This is a genomic window from Nocardia coffeae (assembly GCF_019890715.1).
Taxonomy (GTDB): Bacteria; Actinomycetota; Actinomycetes; order Mycobacteriales; family Mycobacteriaceae; genus Nocardia; species Nocardia jiangxiensis.
In genome coordinates this window covers 492,555-510,868 of the sequence record NZ_JAINZY010000004.1, presented here as the reverse complement: position 1 = coordinate 510,868, position 18,314 = coordinate 492,555, and the positions used below count along the sequence as shown (strand labels likewise).

17 protein-coding genes and 1 tRNA gene are annotated in these 18,314 nt (G+C 67.1%); 8 read left to right on the top strand and 10 right to left on the bottom strand.

Features of this window, described 5'->3' with window-relative positions:
• Window positions 1-32: 32 nt before the first annotated feature.
• The 4 genes from K7711_RS19085 to K7711_RS19070 all read right to left on the bottom strand — a co-directional run bounded on the left by K7711_RS19085 (window position 33) and on the right by K7711_RS19070 (window position 1,964).
• Window positions 33-104, bottom strand: a tRNA-Val gene (locus K7711_RS19085).
• A 50-nt stretch (window positions 105-154) separates the two neighbouring features.
• Complete coding sequence (locus K7711_RS19080; RefSeq protein ID WP_222970744.1) at window positions 155-619, bottom strand: peroxiredoxin; 465 nt, start codon at window positions 617-619, stop codon at window positions 155-157.
• 168 nt (window positions 620-787) lie between these two features.
• Window positions 788-1,210, bottom strand: a complete 423-nt coding sequence (locus tag K7711_RS19075) for a DUF3052 domain-containing protein (protein ID WP_222970913.1) — start codon at window positions 1,208-1,210, stop codon at window positions 788-790.
• A gap of 196 nt (window positions 1,211-1,406) precedes the next feature.
• On the bottom strand, window positions 1,407-1,964 hold the full coding sequence (locus K7711_RS19070; RefSeq protein ID WP_235747376.1) for an Rv2240c family protein: 558 nt from the start codon (window positions 1,962-1,964) through the stop codon (window positions 1,407-1,409).
• 237 nt (window positions 1,965-2,201) lie between these two features.
• On the opposite strand from K7711_RS19070, the gene aceE reads away from it, so the two are divergent.
• The 7 genes from aceE to K7711_RS19035 all read left to right on the top strand — a co-directional run bounded on the left by aceE (window position 2,202) and on the right by K7711_RS19035 (window position 11,561).
• Complete coding sequence (gene aceE, locus K7711_RS19065) at window positions 2,202-5,081, top strand: pyruvate dehydrogenase (acetyl-transferring), homodimeric type (RefSeq protein WP_372460159.1); 2,880 nt, start codon at window positions 2,202-2,204, stop codon at window positions 5,079-5,081.
• Between the two features lie 384 nt (window positions 5,082-5,465).
• Window positions 5,466-6,800, top strand: a complete 1,335-nt coding sequence (locus tag K7711_RS19060; protein WP_308014822.1) for a PucR family transcriptional regulator — start codon at window positions 5,466-5,468, stop codon at window positions 6,798-6,800.
• A gap of 127 nt (window positions 6,801-6,927) precedes the next feature.
• Window positions 6,928-7,842: an ACP S-malonyltransferase gene (locus K7711_RS19055; protein ID WP_222970743.1), complete on the top strand. Its 915-nt coding sequence runs from the start codon at window positions 6,928-6,930 to the stop codon at window positions 7,840-7,842.
• A 118-nt stretch (window positions 7,843-7,960) separates the two neighbouring features.
• Window positions 7,961-8,266: a meromycolate extension acyl carrier protein AcpM gene (gene acpM / locus K7711_RS19050; RefSeq protein WP_222970742.1), complete on the top strand. Its 306-nt coding sequence runs from the start codon at window positions 7,961-7,963 to the stop codon at window positions 8,264-8,266.
• A gap of 10 nt (window positions 8,267-8,276) precedes the next feature.
• Window positions 8,277-9,527 (top strand): KasA/KasB family beta-ketoacyl-ACP synthase, encoded by a 1,251-nt coding sequence (locus tag K7711_RS19045; protein ID WP_222970741.1) that lies wholly within the window; start codon window positions 8,277-8,279, stop codon window positions 9,525-9,527.
• Window positions 9,528-9,685: 158 nt separating this feature from the next.
• Window positions 9,686-11,116 (top strand): acyl-CoA carboxylase subunit beta, encoded by a 1,431-nt coding sequence (locus K7711_RS19040; RefSeq protein WP_222970740.1) that lies wholly within the window; start codon window positions 9,686-9,688, stop codon window positions 11,114-11,116.
• Window positions 11,117-11,213: 97 nt separating this feature from the next.
• On the top strand, window positions 11,214-11,561 hold the full coding sequence (locus K7711_RS19035) for a hypothetical protein (protein WP_222970739.1): 348 nt from the start codon (window positions 11,214-11,216) through the stop codon (window positions 11,559-11,561).
• A 12-nt stretch (window positions 11,562-11,573) separates the two neighbouring features.
• Here the strand turns inward: K7711_RS19035 and K7711_RS19030 are convergent, their stop codons facing one another.
• The 5 genes from K7711_RS19030 to K7711_RS19010 form a co-directional block, all read right to left on the bottom strand.
• Window positions 11,574-12,587, bottom strand: coding sequence for a GAF domain-containing protein (locus K7711_RS19030; protein ID WP_222970738.1), 1,014 nt, complete (start codon window positions 12,585-12,587; stop codon window positions 11,574-11,576).
• 104 nt (window positions 12,588-12,691) lie between these two features.
• Window positions 12,692-13,225, bottom strand: coding sequence for a DUF3145 domain-containing protein (locus K7711_RS19025; RefSeq protein WP_222970737.1), 534 nt, complete (start codon window positions 13,223-13,225; stop codon window positions 12,692-12,694).
• A gap of 94 nt (window positions 13,226-13,319) precedes the next feature.
• Entirely contained in the window at window positions 13,320-14,153 is an 834-nt protein-coding gene (locus tag K7711_RS19020; RefSeq protein ID WP_222970736.1) for a serine hydrolase domain-containing protein, read from the bottom strand.
• A gap of 184 nt (window positions 14,154-14,337) precedes the next feature.
• Entirely contained in the window at window positions 14,338-14,910 is a 573-nt protein-coding gene (locus K7711_RS19015; RefSeq protein ID WP_222970735.1) for a DinB family protein, read from the bottom strand.
• 91 nt (window positions 14,911-15,001) lie between these two features.
• Window positions 15,002-16,057, bottom strand: coding sequence for a phosphotransferase family protein (locus K7711_RS19010; protein WP_372460158.1), 1,056 nt, complete (start codon window positions 16,055-16,057; stop codon window positions 15,002-15,004).
• A gap of 96 nt (window positions 16,058-16,153) precedes the next feature.
• On the opposite strand from K7711_RS19010, the gene pabB reads away from it, so the two are divergent.
• Window positions 16,154-17,767 carry an aminodeoxychorismate synthase component I gene (gene pabB, locus K7711_RS19005; RefSeq protein ID WP_222970733.1) on the top strand — a complete coding sequence of 538 codons (1,614 nt, stop codon included), beginning with the start codon at window positions 16,154-16,156 and terminating at the stop codon, window positions 17,765-17,767.
• Window positions 17,768-17,773: 6 nt separating this feature from the next.
• On the opposite strand, the gene K7711_RS19000 is transcribed toward pabB, so the two are convergent.
• Window positions 17,774-18,253, bottom strand: coding sequence for a hypothetical protein (locus K7711_RS19000; protein WP_222970732.1), 480 nt, complete (start codon window positions 18,251-18,253; stop codon window positions 17,774-17,776).
• Between the last annotated feature and the right edge of the window lie 61 nt (window positions 18,254-18,314).

Below are 18,314 nucleotides of genomic sequence, written 5' to 3'. Positions count from 1 at the left end.
TCAAAATAGCCTCTGACCTGGCAATCGACGAGTGGGCGCAGAGGGGATCGAACCCCCGACCGCTGGTGTGTAAAACCAGTGCTCTACCGCTGAGCTATACGCCCGGTACTCCGCTTCGCCGAGCGGAGTGGGTGGCCTCCGGAGGAGGCGCGGGTTACGAATCTAACGCAGTGAGGGCTTTCTCCCAAGCTGCCTGGTCACGGGGTTCGCCGGGGCCGTTCATCTCGGCGAAGCGGATGATGCCGGTCTTGTCGACCACGAAGGTGCCGCGGTTGGCGAAGCCGGTTTTGTCGTTGAAGACGCCGTAGGTCTGTGCGATGGCGCCGTGCGGCCAGAAGTCGGACAGCAGCGGGAAGGTGTAGCCCTGTTCGGCGGCCCAGATCTTGTGGGTGGGTGGCGCGCCCACCGAGACCGCGAGGATCTCGGCGTTGTCGTTCTGGAATTTCGGCAGCTCGTCGCGCACCTTGCACAGTTCACCCTGGCAGACGCCGGTGAAGGCGAGCGGATAGAACACGATCAGGACGTTCTTGTCGCCGCGGTAATCGGACAGGCTGACGTCCTGGTTGTTCTGGTCCTTCAGCGTGAAATCCGGTGCGGCCGTACCTACTTCGATGGGCATGCGCGAATCCTCCTGTCTGTGATGCGTCCCGCGCCTTCGCTGCGCGGCACGGGGCTCGCTTACTGGCCGCGGTGCGCGTCGAGTTCCGCGCTCACCGGACGGCCTCGATCCGGTGCGCTTGCGCGAGAAGACGGCACGCGCCCCGGTGAACCCCTGCCGCGCTGCGAATCAGCGCTGCTTGGAGGGTGTCTTCGGCTGGGTGAGCTTGATCCCTGTCCAGCCACCGAGACTGACCGGTGTGGTGGAGGTCAGTCCGGCCGGGGTCGCCGACTCGGCGATCTCGCTGGGATCCACATGCCCCTGCTCCCCCGTCTTGGGGCACAGAACCCAGACGAAGCCGTCGTCGGCCAGCGGGCCGATCGCATCCATCAGCTCGTCGACCAGGTCTCCGTCCCCATCACGCCACCACAGCAGGACGACATCGACAACCTCGTCGGTATCGTCGTCCAGCATCTCGGAGCCACTCCCCTCCTCGATGGCTGCCCGCAGCTCGTCGTCGGTGTCCTCGTCCCAGCCCAGTTCCTGAACAACAAGCCCGGATGAAATACCGAGCTTCTGAGCATAGTTGTGCGCGTCCGCCGCGGCGACCACGGTGGTGTCCTCCTCAACTCCAGACAATAGGTAGTTGCAAGCGAACATGGTCCAGCGCCACAACGCAAGCCGATCCGACCAAAAACTCGGCGAAATGTCGCGGGACAGTTCGGTGAACACGTCCGGGATCAGCACCACCCCGTGTCTGGAGCCAGGGCCGCCACTCCCGTGAAATCAGCAGGCCAAGCAGTACTCCTTACCGCGCTGAACAGGCATCGCGCGCCACGTTGAGGGCATCGTTCACCCGCTTGCTGGCGTCGTTGAGCGCGCCGACCGGCGCGGTGTAGGTCATCTTCCGCGATTCCGAGGCCAGCGTGCGAGCCGCGGCCACGTAGGCGCTGAATTTCTGTGCCAGATCGGTCGGCAGGGCGTCTCCGGAGGTGTTCACCCGGCCCTCGACCGTCTTGGCGGCGTCCTCGAGCGTCTGCGCCGCGGTGTCGCGCTTGGCTTCCTGATCGGGCGCGTTCGCGTCGTGCGCGTCGACGAACTCGTTGTACTTGGTGACCGCGACACTGGTCGTGCCCCGGAACGGCGTGCAGTTGTCACTGATCGCCTTCGCCTGCGCGGCCGCCTTCTGCGAGGAGGTGGCCGCAGCGGAGGACGAAGCCATCTCCGTCCGGTACGCCGAGGCCTCCACCTGGTTGGCGGTGGCGGTACCGTGGATGGAGCTCGAGCAGCCGGCCACCACCAGTCCCGTGCCGACCGCCACGGTCGCGCACATCAGTCCGAACCCACGTGGGTCCAGCAGCTTCATCGTCCTCCCCGCTTCTCGACATCGACTGTGTCCAAGGGCACTTATGAATGCAAATGTTGCCTCGTGCACGGTACTGGATTTCCGGCTGACATGATGACCTGGGACGCATCATCGGCAAGGATGTGAGATGCGCCCTATTCGTTCGCGTCGGGTAGCCCGCTTACCAGCGCAAGCTACCCGGGGAATCTCGACAACAGAGCCATCAGCCTGTCCACCCCTGCACGAGGAGCACTGATTTTGACCGACCTGCTGCACCCGATGTCTTCGTCCGGTCCCGCTGCCGACGGCCACGGCGACGCCGCACAGGCGCCCAGCCGGCCCGCTGGGGCGCGCGTGCGAGTGATCCGCGAGGGGGTGGCGTCGTACCTACCGGATATCGACCCGGACGAGACCAGCGAATGGCTGGAATCCTTCGACGAGATGCTCGATCGCGAAGGTCCGGGTCGCGCCCGCTATCTGATGCTGCGCCTGCTCGAGCGCGCCGGTGAGCGGCACGTCACCATTCCTGCCCTGACCTCCACCGATTACGTCAACACGATCCCCACCGAGAACGAACCCTGGTTCCCCGGTGACGAAGAGGTCGAGCGTCGCTACCGCGCCTGGATCCGCTGGAACGCCGCGGTCATGGTGCACCGCGCCCAGCGTCCGGGAATCGGTGTGGGCGGCCATATTTCGACCTACGCGTCTTCGGCGGCGCTGTACGAGGTCGGCTTCAACCACTTCTTCCGGGGCAAGGATCATCCCGGCGGCGGCGATCAGGTGTTCATGCAGGGCCACGCCTCCCCCGGCATGTACGCCCGCGCGTTCCTGGAGGGCCGGCTGACCACCGATCAGCTCGACGGGTTCCGCCAGGAGTACAGCCACGGCGGCCCGGGACACGGCCTGTCCTCATATCCGCATCCGCGCCTGATGCCGGACTTCTGGGAGTTCCCCACGGTGTCCATGGGTTTGGGCCCGATGAACGCCATCTACCAGGCGCGGTTCAACCACTACCTGCACGATCGGGGCATCAAGGACACCTCCGATCAGCATGTGTGGGCATTCCTGGGCGACGGCGAGATGGACGAGCCGGAATCGCGCGGCCTGATCCAGGTCGCGGCGAACGAAGCCCTGGACAACCTCACCTTCGTCATCAACTGCAACCTGCAGCGCTTGGACGGCCCGGTTCGCGGTAACGGCAAGATCATCCAGGAGCTGGAGTCGTTCTTCCGCGGCGCGGGCTGGAACGTCATCAAGGTCATCTGGGGACGCGAGTGGGACGCGCTGCTGGGCGCGGACCGCGACGGCGCACTGGTGAATCTGATGAACTCCACCCCCGACGGCGACTACCAGACGTACAAGGCCAACGACGGCGCCTACGTGCGGGAGCACTTCTTCGGCCGCGACCCGCGCACCAAGGAACTGGTGAAGGGCCTGACCGATCAGGAGATCTGGAACCTCAAGCGCGGCGGCCACGACTACCGCAAGATCTACGCGGCGTACGCGGCTGCGCTGGCGCATCAGGGCAAGCCGACGGTGATCCTGGCCAAGACCATCAAGGGTTACGGCCTGGGCAAGCACTTCGAGGCCCGCAACGCCACCCACCAGATGAAGAAGATGACGCTGGACGACCTCAAGGCCTTCCGCGACGTGCAGCGCATCCCGATCACGGACGCGCAGCTCGAGGAGAATCCGTACCTCCCGCCGTACTACCACCCCGGCATGGAGTCCCCGGAGATCCAGTACCTGCTGGGCCGCCGTCAGGCGCTCGGCGGTTATCTGCCCGAGCGACGCAGTGCGGCAAAGCCCCTGCAACTTCCCGGCGACGAGCCGTACCGCGGCGTGCGCAAGGGTTCGGGCAAGCAGAACGTGGCGACCACGATGGCGTTCGTGCGCCTGATGAAGGAGCTGCTGCGGGACAAGGAGATCGGCAAGCGGATCGTGCCGATCATCCCCGACGAGGCCCGTACCTTCGGTATGGACTCGTGGTTCCCTTCGTTGAAGATCTACAACCGCAACGGCCAGTTGTACACGTCGGTCGACGCGGAATTGATGCTTGCCTACAAAGAGAGCACCGTCGGGCAGATCCTGCACGAGGGCATCAACGAGGCCGGATCGACGGCGTCGTTCACCGCGGCGGGCACCTCGTACGCCACCCACGGCGAGCCGATGATTCCGCTGTACATCTTCTACTCGATGTTCGGCTTCCAGCGCACCGGCGATGGCCTGTGGGCCGCGGCGGATCAGCTCGCCCGCGGTTTCGTGCTCGGAGCTACCGCCGGGCGAACCACGCTGACCGGTGAGGGCCTGCAGCACAACGACGGTCATTCGCTGCTGCTCGCCTCGACCAACCCGGCGGCGGTCGCCTACGACCCGGCGTTCGCGTTCGAGATCGCGCACATCGTGCGCGACGGCATGCGACGGATGTACGGCGGCGGCACCACCCCGCCCGATCCGGCCGCGGTGCCGGGCACGCATCCGCACATGCACCAGGACGCGTTCGGCGGGGAGAACATCTTCTACTACATCACCCTGTACAACGAGCCCTATCCGCAGCCCGCCGAGCCGGACGGCATCGATATCGACGGTCTGCTCAAGGGCCTGTACCTGTACAAGCGCGGCGGCGAGGGTGCGGTGCGCGCGCAGATCCTGGTCTCGGGCGTGACGGTGCCCGACGGCCTGCGGGCGCAGGAACTGCTGGCCGAATGGGGTGTGCAGGCCGATGTGTGGTCGGTGACCTCGTGGAGTGAGCTGCGTCGCGAAGCGCTCGCCAAGGAGATCGCGGCACTGCGCAATCCGGGCGCCTCGGCGGAGGTTCCGTACATCACCCAGGCGCTGTCGCAGGCGCAGGGACCGTTCATCGCCGCCTCGGACTGGATGCGCGCGGTGCAGGACCAGATCCGCAAGTGGGTTCCGGGTGACTACACGACCCTCGGCACGGACGGTTTCGGCTTCTCCGACACCCGTCCGGCGGCACGCCGCGTGTTCAATGTGGATGCCGAGTCGATCACGGTCGCCGCACTGTCCGCACTGGGCCGCACGGGCGCGATCGACGCGTCGAAGGTAACCGAGGCCGCAGCCCGCTACCGCATCGACGACGTAGACTCCGCCGAGCAGTCCACCAACAACGAGGACTGAATTCTTGGCCTCCGCTCCGCTCCGGCGGGTTTTCGGCGCCCTCAGGCTCGTCGTTGCGCGGTCGAGACTCGGGCTTCGCCCATGCGCTTCGACCGCGCAACGACGAGCCGCGCCGAAAACTTCGGAGTCGGCGTGTTCGGCCTGACCGTCCCAGCGCACCAAGACGCTTCGCCGCTGGGCACGCTGCGATGCGGTCGCGTAGCGGCACGCGTCGCTGTCGGTGCGATTCACCTGCGGTGTCGGGGTTTCGGTGGTTGATATGGAGACGTTTCACGACTGAGAGTTGGTTAGGTTGAGTGCGTGCATTGCCCGGAGAATCGGCCGGTTCAACTCGTGCGGCGGGGGCCTTGCATGAAACGAGCCACTACAGAGGACTATTGAGCCGTGGATCGTAAACCGCCGAGGCCGCGCCGGGTATCCGAGTCCGGTACTTCCACCTCGCACGAGGTGTATCTGCCCACCGGGGCGCTGTCGCCGAATCGGCAGACCCGCGACCCGCTGCCGGACACGCTGCTCAAACGGGTCAAGCAGTTCTCCGGGAGGTTGTCCACCGAGGCGGTCGCTTCGATGGAGGATCGGCTGCCGTTCTTCGGCAGCCTGGACGCCGCGCAGCGCGCGGGCGTGCAGATGCTGGTGCAGACCGCGGTGGTCAACTTCCTGGAGTGGCTGCAGGATCCCGAGAGCGATATCCGTTTCAGCCTGGATGCCTTCCAGGTCATCCCGCAGGATCTGGCGCGTCGGCTGACGCTGCGCCAGACCGTGGACATGGTGCGGGTGGCCATGGAGTTCTTCGAGCAGTGGCTGCCGGCGCTGGCCCGCAACGATCGGCAGCTGGTGGCCCTGACCGAGGCGGTGCTGCGGTACGGGCGCGAGCTGGGTTTCGCCGCGGCCTCGGTGTACGCCAGTGCCGCCGAATCCCGTGGCGCCTGGGACACCCGGCTCGAGGCGCTGGTCGTGGACGCGGTGGTGCGCGGGGACACCGGACCCGAAATGCTCTCCCGCGCCGCCACCCTCAACTGGGATGCCACCGCACCGGCGACGGTTCTGGTCGGCACGCCGCCGAAGGATCAGGTGGCCGTGGTCGGCTCGGTGCACACCACCGCGGCCCGGCACGGTCGCGCCGCACTTGCCGTGGTGCAGGGTTCGCGGCTGGTGATGGTGGTCAGCGGCCATCTCGGCGACACCTCCTATCCGTCCCCCTTCCTGATCGATCTGCTCGCCGAGGCGTTCTCCGAGGGGCCCGTGGTGATCGGGCCGACCACTCGCACCCTGTCCGCGGCACATGCCAGTGCGGTGGAGGCGATGGCCGGAATGGAGGCCGTCGTCGGCTGGCGGGGCGCCCCGCGGCCGGTACATGCCTCCGAACTCCTGCCCGAACGGGCCCTGCTCGGAGATCGCGCTGCGGTCGAGGCTCTGAACGAGTATCTTGTGCTACCGTTGGCCGCCGCCGGGTCGGCTCTGTCGGACACCCTCGACGCCTACCTGGATTGCGGTGGAGCCGTCGAGACCTGCGCCCGCCAGCTGTTCGTTCATCCAAATACGGTTCGTTATCGCCTCAAGCGCATCGGCGAGGTCACGGGCCGGGATCCGCTGAATCCGCGCGACGCGTACGTGCTCCGGATCGCCGCGACCATAGGCCGCCTGACACGAACTCGTAACGAATCGCCAACTTCTGCCTCAGAGGACCCAGCCGGCCCGATCCACGAGGATCGGCTGTAACGCCGTACACGAGATCCTCGATGCCGGTAGCCGACTAGCCGTTTTGTGGAGTCCACACAAAAGCAGTCCACAAACATCATTCGCGTCGACATCTCCACAACCCCCGAAAACGGTGTTGTCTAGAGAAGTGATCGCGTTGTTCGCCCCAGGACAGGGCTCTCAGACACCCGGCATGCTCGCGCCTTGGCTCGACCTCCCCGGCGCGCGTGACCATCTCGAACTCTGGTCCAAGGCCGCAGGCCTGGACCTGGTGCAGTTGGGCACTACCGCAACAGCGGAGGAGATCACCGATACGGCGGTCACCCAGCCGCTGGTGGTCGCCGCCGCGCTGCTCGCCTATGCGGAGATACCGCAGAATGTGCTGCCGCCCGCTACGATCGTCGCCGGACACTCGGTCGGCGAGCTCGCCGCCGCCGCCGTCGCCGGCGTCATCTCCCCCGATGACGCGGTGATGCTCGCCGCGATCCGCGGTGCGGAGATGGCCAAGGCGTGCGCGCTGGAGCCGACCGGTATGTCCGCCGTGCTCGGCGGCGACGAGGCCGCCGTGCTCGCCCGGCTCGCGGAACTGGATCTCGTTCCGGCCAACCGCAACGCGGTGGGTCAGATCGTGGCCGCGGGCCGGCTCGATGCACTGGCCGAACTGGCGGCGAACCCGCCGGAGAAGGCACGCGTGCGTGCCCTGCCCGTCGCCGGGGCGTTCCACACCGCGTTCATGGCTCCGGCCCAGGACGCGGTGGCGAAGGCCATCGCACAGATTTCCCCCGGCGAACCGACCCGGACCCTGCTGTCGAACTTCGACGGCAAGCCGGTCACTTCGGGCAAGGACGCCGTCGACAAGCTCGCGGCACAGGTGACCCGGCCCGTCCGGTGGGACCTGTGCACCGAAACCGTTCGCGCGGCAGGGGTCTCCGGGGTGGCAGAGTTGCCACCCGCTGGAACCCTGGTCGGCATCGCCAAACGGGAGCTCAAGGGCACCCCGAATCTGGCGCTGAAGACCCCCGAGAACATCCCCGCGTTGTCCGACCTGTCGGCAACCGGCTAGCTTTTCTGCGGCTTGCAGTGATGCAACCGCAACCGGATGGATCGAAACGTTCGCCCAGCCGGTTCCGAAATAAGTGAACAGACCCCGTCGAAGAGAAGAACAAGAAGGGAGCCACGCAGTGGCCGCTCTGACCCAGGAACAGATCGTCGAAGAGCTCGGCAAGATCATCGAAGAGGTGACCGGTATCGAGCCCTCCGAGGTGACCATCGAGAAGTCCTTCGTCGACGACCTGGACATCGACTCGCTGTCGATGGTCGAGATCGCCGTGCAGACCGAGGACAAGTACGGCGTCAAGATCCCGGACGAGGATCTGGCGAGCCTGAAGACCGTCGGCGACGCCGTCGGTTACATCCAGAAGCTCGAGGCGGAGAACTCCGATGCCGCTGCCGAGCTGAAGGCCAAGTTCGGCGCGGACTCCGAATAGGACCGATACCGTGACCACTCCTTCCACTCTGAACGGGAACTTCCCCAACGTCGTCGTAACAAGCCTGGCGGCGACCACGTCGATCGCGGGTGATGTCGATGCGACGTGGAAGGGACTCCTCAACGGCGAGAGCGGCATCGACGTTCTCGAGGATTCCTTCGTCGAGGAATACGACCTTCCGGTCCGCATCGGCGGTCACCTGAAGGTTCGGCCCGAGACCCTGCTCAGCCGGGTCGAGTGCCGTCGCATGGCGTACGTCGAGCAGCTCGCGACCGTCCTCGGTCGCGAGGTGTGGAAGAACGCCGGTACTCCGGAGGTCGACCCGGAGCGCTTGGGCGTCGCCATCGGCACTGGACTCGGCGGCGGCGACGCGCTGATCGATTCGGTCGACAAGCTCAAGAACGGTGGCTATCGCAAGATTTCGCCACTGGCAGTGCAGATGGTCATGCCGAACGGGCCGTCCGCCGTCGTGGGCCTGGAGTTGAAGGCCAGGGCGGGAGTGGTCACTCCGGTCTCCGCGTGCTCATCGGGTTCGGAAGCCATCGCGAACGCGTGGCGGATGATCGTCATGGGCGACGCCGACATGGTCGTCACCGGTGGCGTCGAGGGTTACATCGACGCCGTGCCGATCGCGGCATTCTCCATGATGCGCGCGATGAGCACCCGTAACGACAACCCGAAGGCGGCCTCGCGTCCCTTCGACTCGGCACGGGACGGTTTCGTCTTCGGCGAAGCCGGTGCGCTCATGGTCGTCGAGACCGAGGAGCACGCCAAGGCGCGTGGAGCAACCATCCACGCACGGCTGATGGGCGCCGGAATCACTTCCGACGGTTTCCATCTGGTCGCCCCGGCCCCGGACGGGCAGGGCGCGGCACGCGCGATGACCCGGGCGATGCAGACCGCTGGTCTGAACAAGAAAGACATCACCCACGTCAACGCGCACGCGACCGCGACGCCGATCGGTGACACCGCCGAGGCGAACGCGATCAACCTGGCCGTCGGCAACCATGCCTCGGTCTACGCGCCCAAGTCCGCCCTGGGCCACTCGATCGGCGCCGTCGGCGCCCTCGAGTCGGTGCTCACCGTGCTCAGCATCCGCGACGGCATCGTGCCGCCGACGCTGAACCTGGACAACCAGGATCCGGAGATCGATCTCGATGTCGTGCACGGTGAGGCTCGCCGTCAGGACATCGAGTACGCGATCAACAACTCGTTCGGCTTCGGCGGTCACAACGTGGCGCTGGCCTTCGGCCGGTACTGAGTTCCGCCGTTCGACAACACAACGAATCCCCGTGTGGGCCTTCGGGATTGGTCGACCCCATTTCCGCCAGGCCGCACGGGGAATTGTCTCGACAGCCGATCAGCTGCTGCACTCACAGCCGCGTCAGCGACTCACCATCGCATCGAGGAGAGAACGCGATGACCATCATGGCTCCCGCTCAGGCGGATACTGCCACCGATCCCCGGGATCCGCTGGGCCGGTTGCAACGGTTCTTCGACCCCGGCACGGTGCTTCCGCTGCATCCCCGTGACAAGTCCGGCGTGCTCGCCGCCATCGGCGAGGTCGACGGTGTGCGCACCGTCGCCTACTGCTCGGACGCCACGGTCATGGGCGGCGCGATGGGCATCGAGGGATGTAAGCACATCGTCGACGCGATCGACAGCGCCATCGAGTCCGGACTGCCCGTCGTGGGCATCTGGCATTCCGGTGGCGCCCGCCTGGCCGAGGGCGTGGAGGCCCTGCACGCGGTCGGCCTGGTCTTCGAGGCCATGGTCCGCGCGTCCGGCCTGGTCCCCCAGATTTCGGTGGTGCTCGGCTTCGCAGCCGGTGGCGCCGCCTACGGTCCCGCGCTGACCGATGTGGTCATCATGGCCCCCGAGGGCCGGGTCTTCGTGACCGGTCCGGATGTCGTGCGCAGTGTGACCGGCGAGAATGTCGACATGGCCACGCTCGGCGGCCCGGATACGCACTACAAGAAGTCCGGTGTGTGCCACATCGTGGCCGACGACGAATCCGACGCCATGCACCGCGGCCGCCGTCTGGTCTCGATGTTCGCCGAGCAGGGCTCGTTCGACATGGTCGCCGCCGAACACGGCGATGTCGACCTGCGAGCGATGATGCCCGAATCGGCCAAGCGCGCCTACGACGTCAAGCCGATCGTGCACGAGCTGCTGGACAACATCAACGGCGAGTCGACGTTCGAGGAGTTCCAGGGCGGGTACGCCCGCAGCATGGTCACCGGCCTGGGTCGTCTGGCCGGACGCACCGTCGGCGTGCTGGCCAACAACCCGCTGCGCCTGGGCGGCTGCCTGGATTCCCAGAGTGCGGAGAAGGCGGCGCGTTTCGTGCGCCTGTGCAACTCGTTCGGCATCCCGCTGGTCGTGATCACCGACGTGCCCGGCTACCTGCCCGGTGTCGGCATGGAGTGGGAGGGCGTGGTGCGCCGCGGCGCGAAGCTGCTGCACGCCTTCGCCGAGGCGCGCGTTCCGCGCGTGACCCTGGTGACCCGCAAGATCTACGGCGGCGCGTACATCGCGATGAACGCGCGCTCGCTCGGCGCGACGGCGGTATTCGCCTGGCCGGGTTCGGAAGTCGCGGTCATGGGAGCCAAGGCCGCCGTCGGCATCCTGCACAAGAAGGCCATCGCCGCCGCACCCGAGGAGGAGCGCGAAGCGCTGATCGAGCGGCTGACCGTCGAGCACGAGCAGATCGCCGGCGGTCTGGGCCGGGCGATGTCGATCGGGGTGGTCGACGAGGTCATCGATCCGGCCAAGACCCGCTCCACCATCGCCGCCGCGCTGGCCGCCGCGCCCGCCCGGCCGAGTCACCTCAAGAACATTCCGCTGTAGCCTGGCGAACATATCTCTTCCACAACAAGGATTACGGGTGGTCTCCTCGGAGGCCACCCGTATTCCATTACCTCACAACAGAATCGAGGGGGACCGGATGGATGATATGCACGAGCGGCTGATGGCAGCCCTGGACGAGTTGCACGAGTCCTATGCCGAGCAGACCGCGCTGCGCGCCGAACTGGCCGAGGCGCGGGCCGAGCAGAGCGCCCTGGCCACCGAACTGCATTACACGCGAAGCGAATTGGATATCGCCTGGACCGATACCGCACAGTTGCACGCGGACTATCTGCGCATCCAGGGCGACTACGTGCAGATGCAGTACGAGCAGATCGATATGCGGCACGATCTCATCGAGGTCGAACACCTGGTCACGGTGCGGCTCGCGGCGCAGGAGGAGGAGCTGCGGTTGCTGCGGGGGCGCGAGCTGCCGCCGGAGGGCTGAACTCGCCGCGGGTCACGGCTCGGTCGGGTCGGGGTCGTCGGAGTAGCCGGTGACGGTGAGCTCGATGAGCAGCAGCATGGGCGAGTCGGCGGTGGGGACCAGGGTGCCGACGGCATCGACCACGGTCCAGCCGCCGCCGTTGCGGCGCAGCCGAATTCCGTTGACCCGCCCGCTGGTCTCCTGCGCCCGGACGCCCCGCTCGACCTCGGTCAGAATGCGGGCGACGTCGTCCGGATGCGGGGTGTCGCGGTCGTCGACCACGCCCTTCCACTGGATGCCCGGGACCGGGTCGGTGACCCACCGGATCAGCCGGACCTTCTCCACGTCGGCGAGCACCAGGTATGAGCGTCCGGGGCGCTGGCGGCCGAGTGCGGCGAAGGCCGCGGTGTCCACCGAAGCCGGTTCGGGCGCGAGGAATTCGGTGACGTCGTGCAACAGTCCGCGCCACCGCGTGAGTCCGGTTCCGGCGCCGTTGCGCAGGGCCAGGTGGTAGCGGCGTGGCGTACCGTCGACGCAGGCGGTGACATCACCCGCCCAGCGCATCCCTTCGCGGGGATCGCGCGTCTGCATGATCAGTTCCATCGAGCCGTCGCATCGCCGCACGTGCCGGAATGCCTCCGGAACCGTCCACTGCGAACGCCCCTCGGGCAATGCCCACCCGAACGGGTTGTCCGCCAGCTGAATCGTTCGTCGCTGGGACGAATAGTCCAATGCGACAACGGAATACGGCTCAGGCAGTTGATCCCGCGCAGCGGCGCTCCGCACCTGCACCGCGTAGACCCGACCGTCGATGCCGAATACCGGTGTGGCGCAAACAATCTCGGTCTCCCACGCACCGCTCGAACGACGTGTCGGCTCGACCTCGACGGACTCCCCGCGACGCCATACCTGTTCGATCGTGCGCTGCACCGTGGGCCGCAGCACCCGTGCCACGGACCGCCAGCGCACGGGGCGCTCGTCGACCGCGAGCACGGTCCAATCCTCGTACTCCCCCAGTGTTTCGATCAGTACCCGCCCGCTGTCCACTCCACCCCTCCTCCTCGATGCCGGAAATCGACTCTGCCACACGGGCTCGCCGGACTCCCTGAGAGCGTCGGCAGTGCGATATTCGGAGGCGGTGTGCGGCGGAGTCAGCCGACGTCGCGGCGCAACCAGGTGACTTCCGCGCCCTCACTGCCGCTGCGGAAGGGTTCCAGGTCGTCGTCCCAGGCGGTGCCGAGGGCTCGATCCATCTCGGCGGCGATCTCGGCGGGACCGTACCGGCCCCGCTCGCGCGCCAGACGCACGATCTCCCGCAGTCGCATCTCCCCGACCATCACATCGCCGTTGGCGCTCATCGCGCCGCACCACAGTCCCAGGCCGGGGACGAAACTGTAGCGTTCACCGTCGACGCCCTCACTGGGATCCTCGGTGACCTCGAAACGCAGAACCGGCCAGGCCCGCAACGCGTTGGCAATCTTCGATCCGGTACCGACCGGCCCCGTCCACTCGGTGGTTGCGCGCAGTTGTCCCGAGGCGGCGGGTTGTGCGGTCCAACGCAATTGCGCGGGCGATTTCAGGGTCGAGGAGAGCGTCCATTCGATGTGCGGGCACAGCGCGGCAGGCGACGCGTGGATATACACCACACCAGACGTCGCGTCCGCGAACTGACTCGTTCCGCGCACCAGTACACCTCCAGCCTCGACCTGGAACGTCTTCCCCAACGATCGGTCGAGCTGGCGTGGCCTGAGTTTACTGGAGTGCCCGAAGTTACGTGTGTTACTTTGCCGACGTGTCGCGATCCGCCGCGATCTCGGTGAGTACCGAGTCGCTGAGCGGCGGCCAGGCCGTGCGAGCCCAGTCGCCGAAATTCTCGTCGCTCAGCGCCACGCACGCCACCCCCTGCGCGGGATCCACCCACAGGAAGGTCCCCGATTGCCCGAAATGGCCGTAGGTGCGCGGTGAATTCGCACTTCCGGTCCAATGGGGAGTCTTGTTGTCGCGGATCTCGAATCCCAGCCCCCAATCGTTGGGGCGCTGCGAACCGTAGCCGGGCAGCACTCCGTTGCAACCCGGAAATTGCACGGCGATGGCCTCATCGAGAGTTTCCGGAGAAAGCAGACTCGGATTGAGCAACTCACCGGCAAAGAGCAGTAGGTCGGCGGTCGTCGACCAGGCGCCGTGCCCGGCCGAGCCGTCCAGATCCGAGGATTTCATCCCGAGCGGCTCGAATACCGCCTCGTGCAGGTAGTCCTCGAAGGCGATCCCGGTGTGATCGGCGACGAACTGCGCCAGCACCTCGAATCCGGCACTCGAGTAGATCCGCCGCGTGCCCGGCTCGGCCATGATCACCGTGGTGTCGAAGGCCAGGCCCGAGGTGTGCGCCAGCAGATGGCGCACCGTCGATCCCGGCGGCCCGGCGGGCTGGTCCAGTTCGACCGCGCCCTCCTCCACCGCGACCAGAACCGCATAGGCGACAAGCGGTTTCGTCACCGAGGCCAACGCGAACGTGCGATCGAGGTCCCCCTCGGTCGCCACCGCTCCCGCGGCCGTCGCCACCCCCGCAGCCGCATGCCCGACCGGCCATTCCCGAATCTGCTCCAACGCTCGCACGCAGACGAGCTTAGAACTCCGCCGCTGCCCCGAGATCGTTCCCCCCGACTCCCCAGGGCTTGTGCGTGGAAAGGCGGGTAGGCCCGTGGAGCGCCGTTCGAGCAGTCGCGGCGAGTTGCCCGTGCCCTTGCGAAATCGGTGACATCTCGGCAATGCGCGCGAGAGCGCACCACGGTGGTACGAGTCAGGCGCGGATGTCGTGGAGGTGGTGGGCGAGGTCGTGGAAGAAGTAGGTGGCCATCGAGTCGACGGTGAACAGGGATCCGTTGCTGCGGCGGGCAGCACGGGTACGGTCGGGTGTGGGGACGGATTCGAAAGCCCGAGAGACGGATTCGGCCGCTTCGGTCAGTTCGGCGGCCACCGTGGCGGGATTCTGCGTGAGATAGTCGTCGGCTTCGGCGGTGCGGTCCTGGTCCCAGTTCGCGAAAACGGGCAGTCCGTCGGCGAATCCGGTCTCCGCCTCGAAGGCGGTGATCGCGGGCGGGGTGGCGGGATTGCCCAGCGCGATGTCCAGGCGGTAGCGGAACATTCGGCACACGTCGCGGACGTGAGCGGCATATTCGATTGGGGCCCAGGTGTATTCGTCGGGACGAACGGCGATGTCCGGGCGTTCGAGTGCGGCGGTGAAACGTGCGGCGGCGGCACGGGTCAGGCCCGGCACCGCATCGTAGGCGGTGGCCGGGCCGTCGAAACCGCATTCGGGACAGGACCTGTCCAGCACCCAGGTCCAGTCCTTGTCTTCGGCAGCGATCGGCATGCGCAGTAATTTATCCTGGCCGCAAATCATCCACCACAAATAAGCTGCCAAACCTCGTCGAGATTCGGCCGTGGCCGAGGAGGTGGGCGACTCACTCCACCAGCTGATTCGCCTTCTCGAACAGTTCCAGGGTGATCGCGTGCAGGAAGTCGCCGACCTGTTGGGGCGCTTTACCCGCGAAGGCGCGGGCGTGGGTCCCCTCGAGCACGATGCCGAGTTTGAAGCAGGCCAGCACCGTGTACCAGGTGATGTCGCTCAGATCGCGACCGGAGAATTTCCCGTAGTGCGCGATCATCTCCTCGGCGGTGGGCAGCCCGCCGCGCTGACCGAGCGCGCCGAACAGCCCCGCGCCGGCGGTGCCGGGCTCGGGGCGGGTCGCGAGCTGCCAGCCCAGGTCCAGCAGCGGATCGCCGATGGTGGACATCTCCCAGTCGACCAGCGCCGCCACCTGCGGGCCGTCGTAGCGGAACATGATGTTGGCCAGATGGCAGTCGCCGTGCAGAATGCCGGGCTCCCAGCGGGCGGGCCGGTTGCGCTCGAGCCACTCGCCGATCCGCTCGACATCGCCGATCCGCGGGCCCGGATAGCCCTCGTTGGCACTGTAGGAGTCGAGTTCGGCGAGCCAGCGCGGCACCTGACGCTCCAGGAAGCCCTCCGGCTTGCCGTAGTCCTCGAGCCCCAGTTCCCGGTAGTCCAGCGCACCCAGTCGAGCGATCGCCTCCACCGCGGACAGGCCCATCTGCCTGCGGATCTCCGCATCACCGGCGTGCAGTTCGGGCAGTTCGGTCTGCGGATTGAAACCGATGATCGGCTCCATCAGATAGAACACCGCGCCCAGAACGGATTCGTCGGGGCAGGCCGCGATCACCTCGGGCGCGCGCACGCCCGTCCCGGCGAGCGCGCCCAGCAGCCGCGCCTCCCGGCGGATCACATCATTGCTCTTGGCGCGCAGATGTTTCGGGCCGCGCCGCAGCACGTAGTCGCGACCCGCGCGGGTGAATCGCAGCATGATGTTCTGGGTGCCGCCGCCGAGCGCGGTCACGCCCTCGAACTGCCCGCCGGGCAGTCCCTGCTCTTCCATCCATTTTCCGACGACCGCGAAGTCGACGACATCACGGTCCACATCGGCCGGTTGCACCACAGACATGTCCCACATTGTGCACCAGAGCCCGCGCAGAACTGAAGGCAGACGCCCTCAATAGGCCGTCCGAGCCGGCCGGTCACGCGGACTACGGTGAAGCCCATGCGCACGACCCGCCCCGGGGTCCGACCGGGGCCCGCATCCGATGACACCGATGACACCCGGCCGCCGGCCGCAACGCACGAGCTCGGGCTCACGCAGACGGCGGGATCGACGTACAGCACCTCGATGCCCGGCGGACCCGATCCGGATCGGGCGACCACCGAGGAACCGCCGATCGCCCTGACCGTGCTGTACGAGCGGATCGATCGCGCGGTGGATCCCGAGGCCGTGTTCCTGGCGCTGTACCGGGACTCGGAGACGACGTTCTGGCTCGACAGCACGCATGCCGAACCCGGGTTGGACCGGTTCTCCTATCTGGGTGATGCGACCGGGCCGCTGGCCGAGACGGTGCGGTACCGAGTGGGTTCGGGCCGGGTGGAGATCGATCGGCGGGCGGGCAGCAGTGCCGTATCGGGCACCGTATTCGATTATCTGACAACGCGATTGCGGCGGATCGAGATCGAATTCCCGGATGTGCCTTTCGATTTCGCCGGCGGATACGTCGGCTATCTCGGCTACGAGATGAAGGCCGACTGCGGCGCGTCGGCCCGGCATCGCGCACCCGCGCCCGATGCGCAGTGGATCTTCGCCGATCGCCTGATCGTGGTCGACCACGTTGCCGAACACACCTATCTCCTCACCCTCGCCGACGCGGATACCCTTGCCGCAGCGGCTCGTTGGCTGTCCTCGACCCGGTCTGCCCTGGCCACGATGCCCGACCGGTCCACCCCGCCCCGACTCGAGCTCGCCACCGACGAGCAGGCCGTGGAATCCCGGCTCACCCGCGGCAGACAACGCTATCTGGCCGATATCGCCGAGATCCGCGCACAACTGCAGGCGGGTGAGACGTATGAGGTCAACCTCACCGACAGCGCCTACGTCGAGCAGGACTGCGACGGACTCACGGTGTATCGGGCACTGCGGCGCTCGAATCCGGCGCCGTACGCGGCATTCCTGCGTTTCGGTGAGCTCGAGGTCGCCTGCTCCTCACCCGAGCGATTCCTCAAGGTGGACCGAACCCGCACGGTGGAGACCAAGCCGATCAAGGGCACCGCACCCCGCGGGCGCACGCCCGAACAGGACGAAATCCTGCGCCGCGCACTGGAATCCGATCCCAAGACGCGCGCGGAGAACCTGATGATCGTCGATCTGCTGCGCAACGATCTGGGCCGGGTCTGCGAACTCGGCAGCGTGCGCGTCGCGGCGCTCATGCACACCGAGACGTACACCACGATGCATCAGCTGGTGACCACCATCCGCGGACGCCTGCGCCCGGACGTCGACGCGGTCGCCTGCCTGCGCGCCTGTTTTCCGGGCGGCTCGATGACCGGTGCGCCGAAACTGCGCACCATGGACATCATCGACGACCTGGAAACCGAAGCGCGCGGCATCTATTCGGGCACCATCGGATTCCTCGGCCTGGGCGGCACGGCCGATCTGAACATCGTCATCCGCACCGCGGTCCGGTACGGCGGGCGCTGGCGGGTCGGCGCGGGCGGTGCGATCGTGCTGGATTCCGATCCCGAGCAGGAGTACCACGAGATGGTGCTCAAGGCGACCGCGGCGCTGCGGGCAGTGTGTGCGGTCACCGAGGCCGCCGGGGCGCAGCCGTGAACCGGCCTATTTCCCTCGTCCGCGACCGCGTCGGCGCGGATCGATCGGCTCCGACGGCGCATTCTCGCGTCCGGTGAGACGTCCGATCATCGAGACCCCCGGCAGCCGGGACAACCGGTTGTAGACCTCCTCGCCCATCGAGATCATCGCCTCGAGCCGTGGCAGCAGCCGGTCGTAGGCCGCGAACGCCGGATCGGCCAGCGCCAGGGTCCGGTCCAGGCGATCGATGGTCCGGTTGAGCCGATCGATCGCTATCGAGAGGTTCTCGATCAGATCCGGCAACTGGGCGGCGAGCTGCACCGAGGCCGGTGGCAACCGGACCGCGGTGTCGAATGCCTGCCCGGCGGTCACCTGCGCGGCGTCCAGAGCCTGTCCGGCCGCCCGCTGGGCCGCCTCCGCCGCGGCCTGGGCGGCGGCGATCAACTCACCCGCGCCGGGCACGCGGGGCGTTCCGGGCTTGCGGGCGGGCTCCTTCTGATCGCTCATACATCCATCGTGCCGCATCGGACGCCCGCCGCCCGCGCACGAGGAGACCCCACGGTCCGTG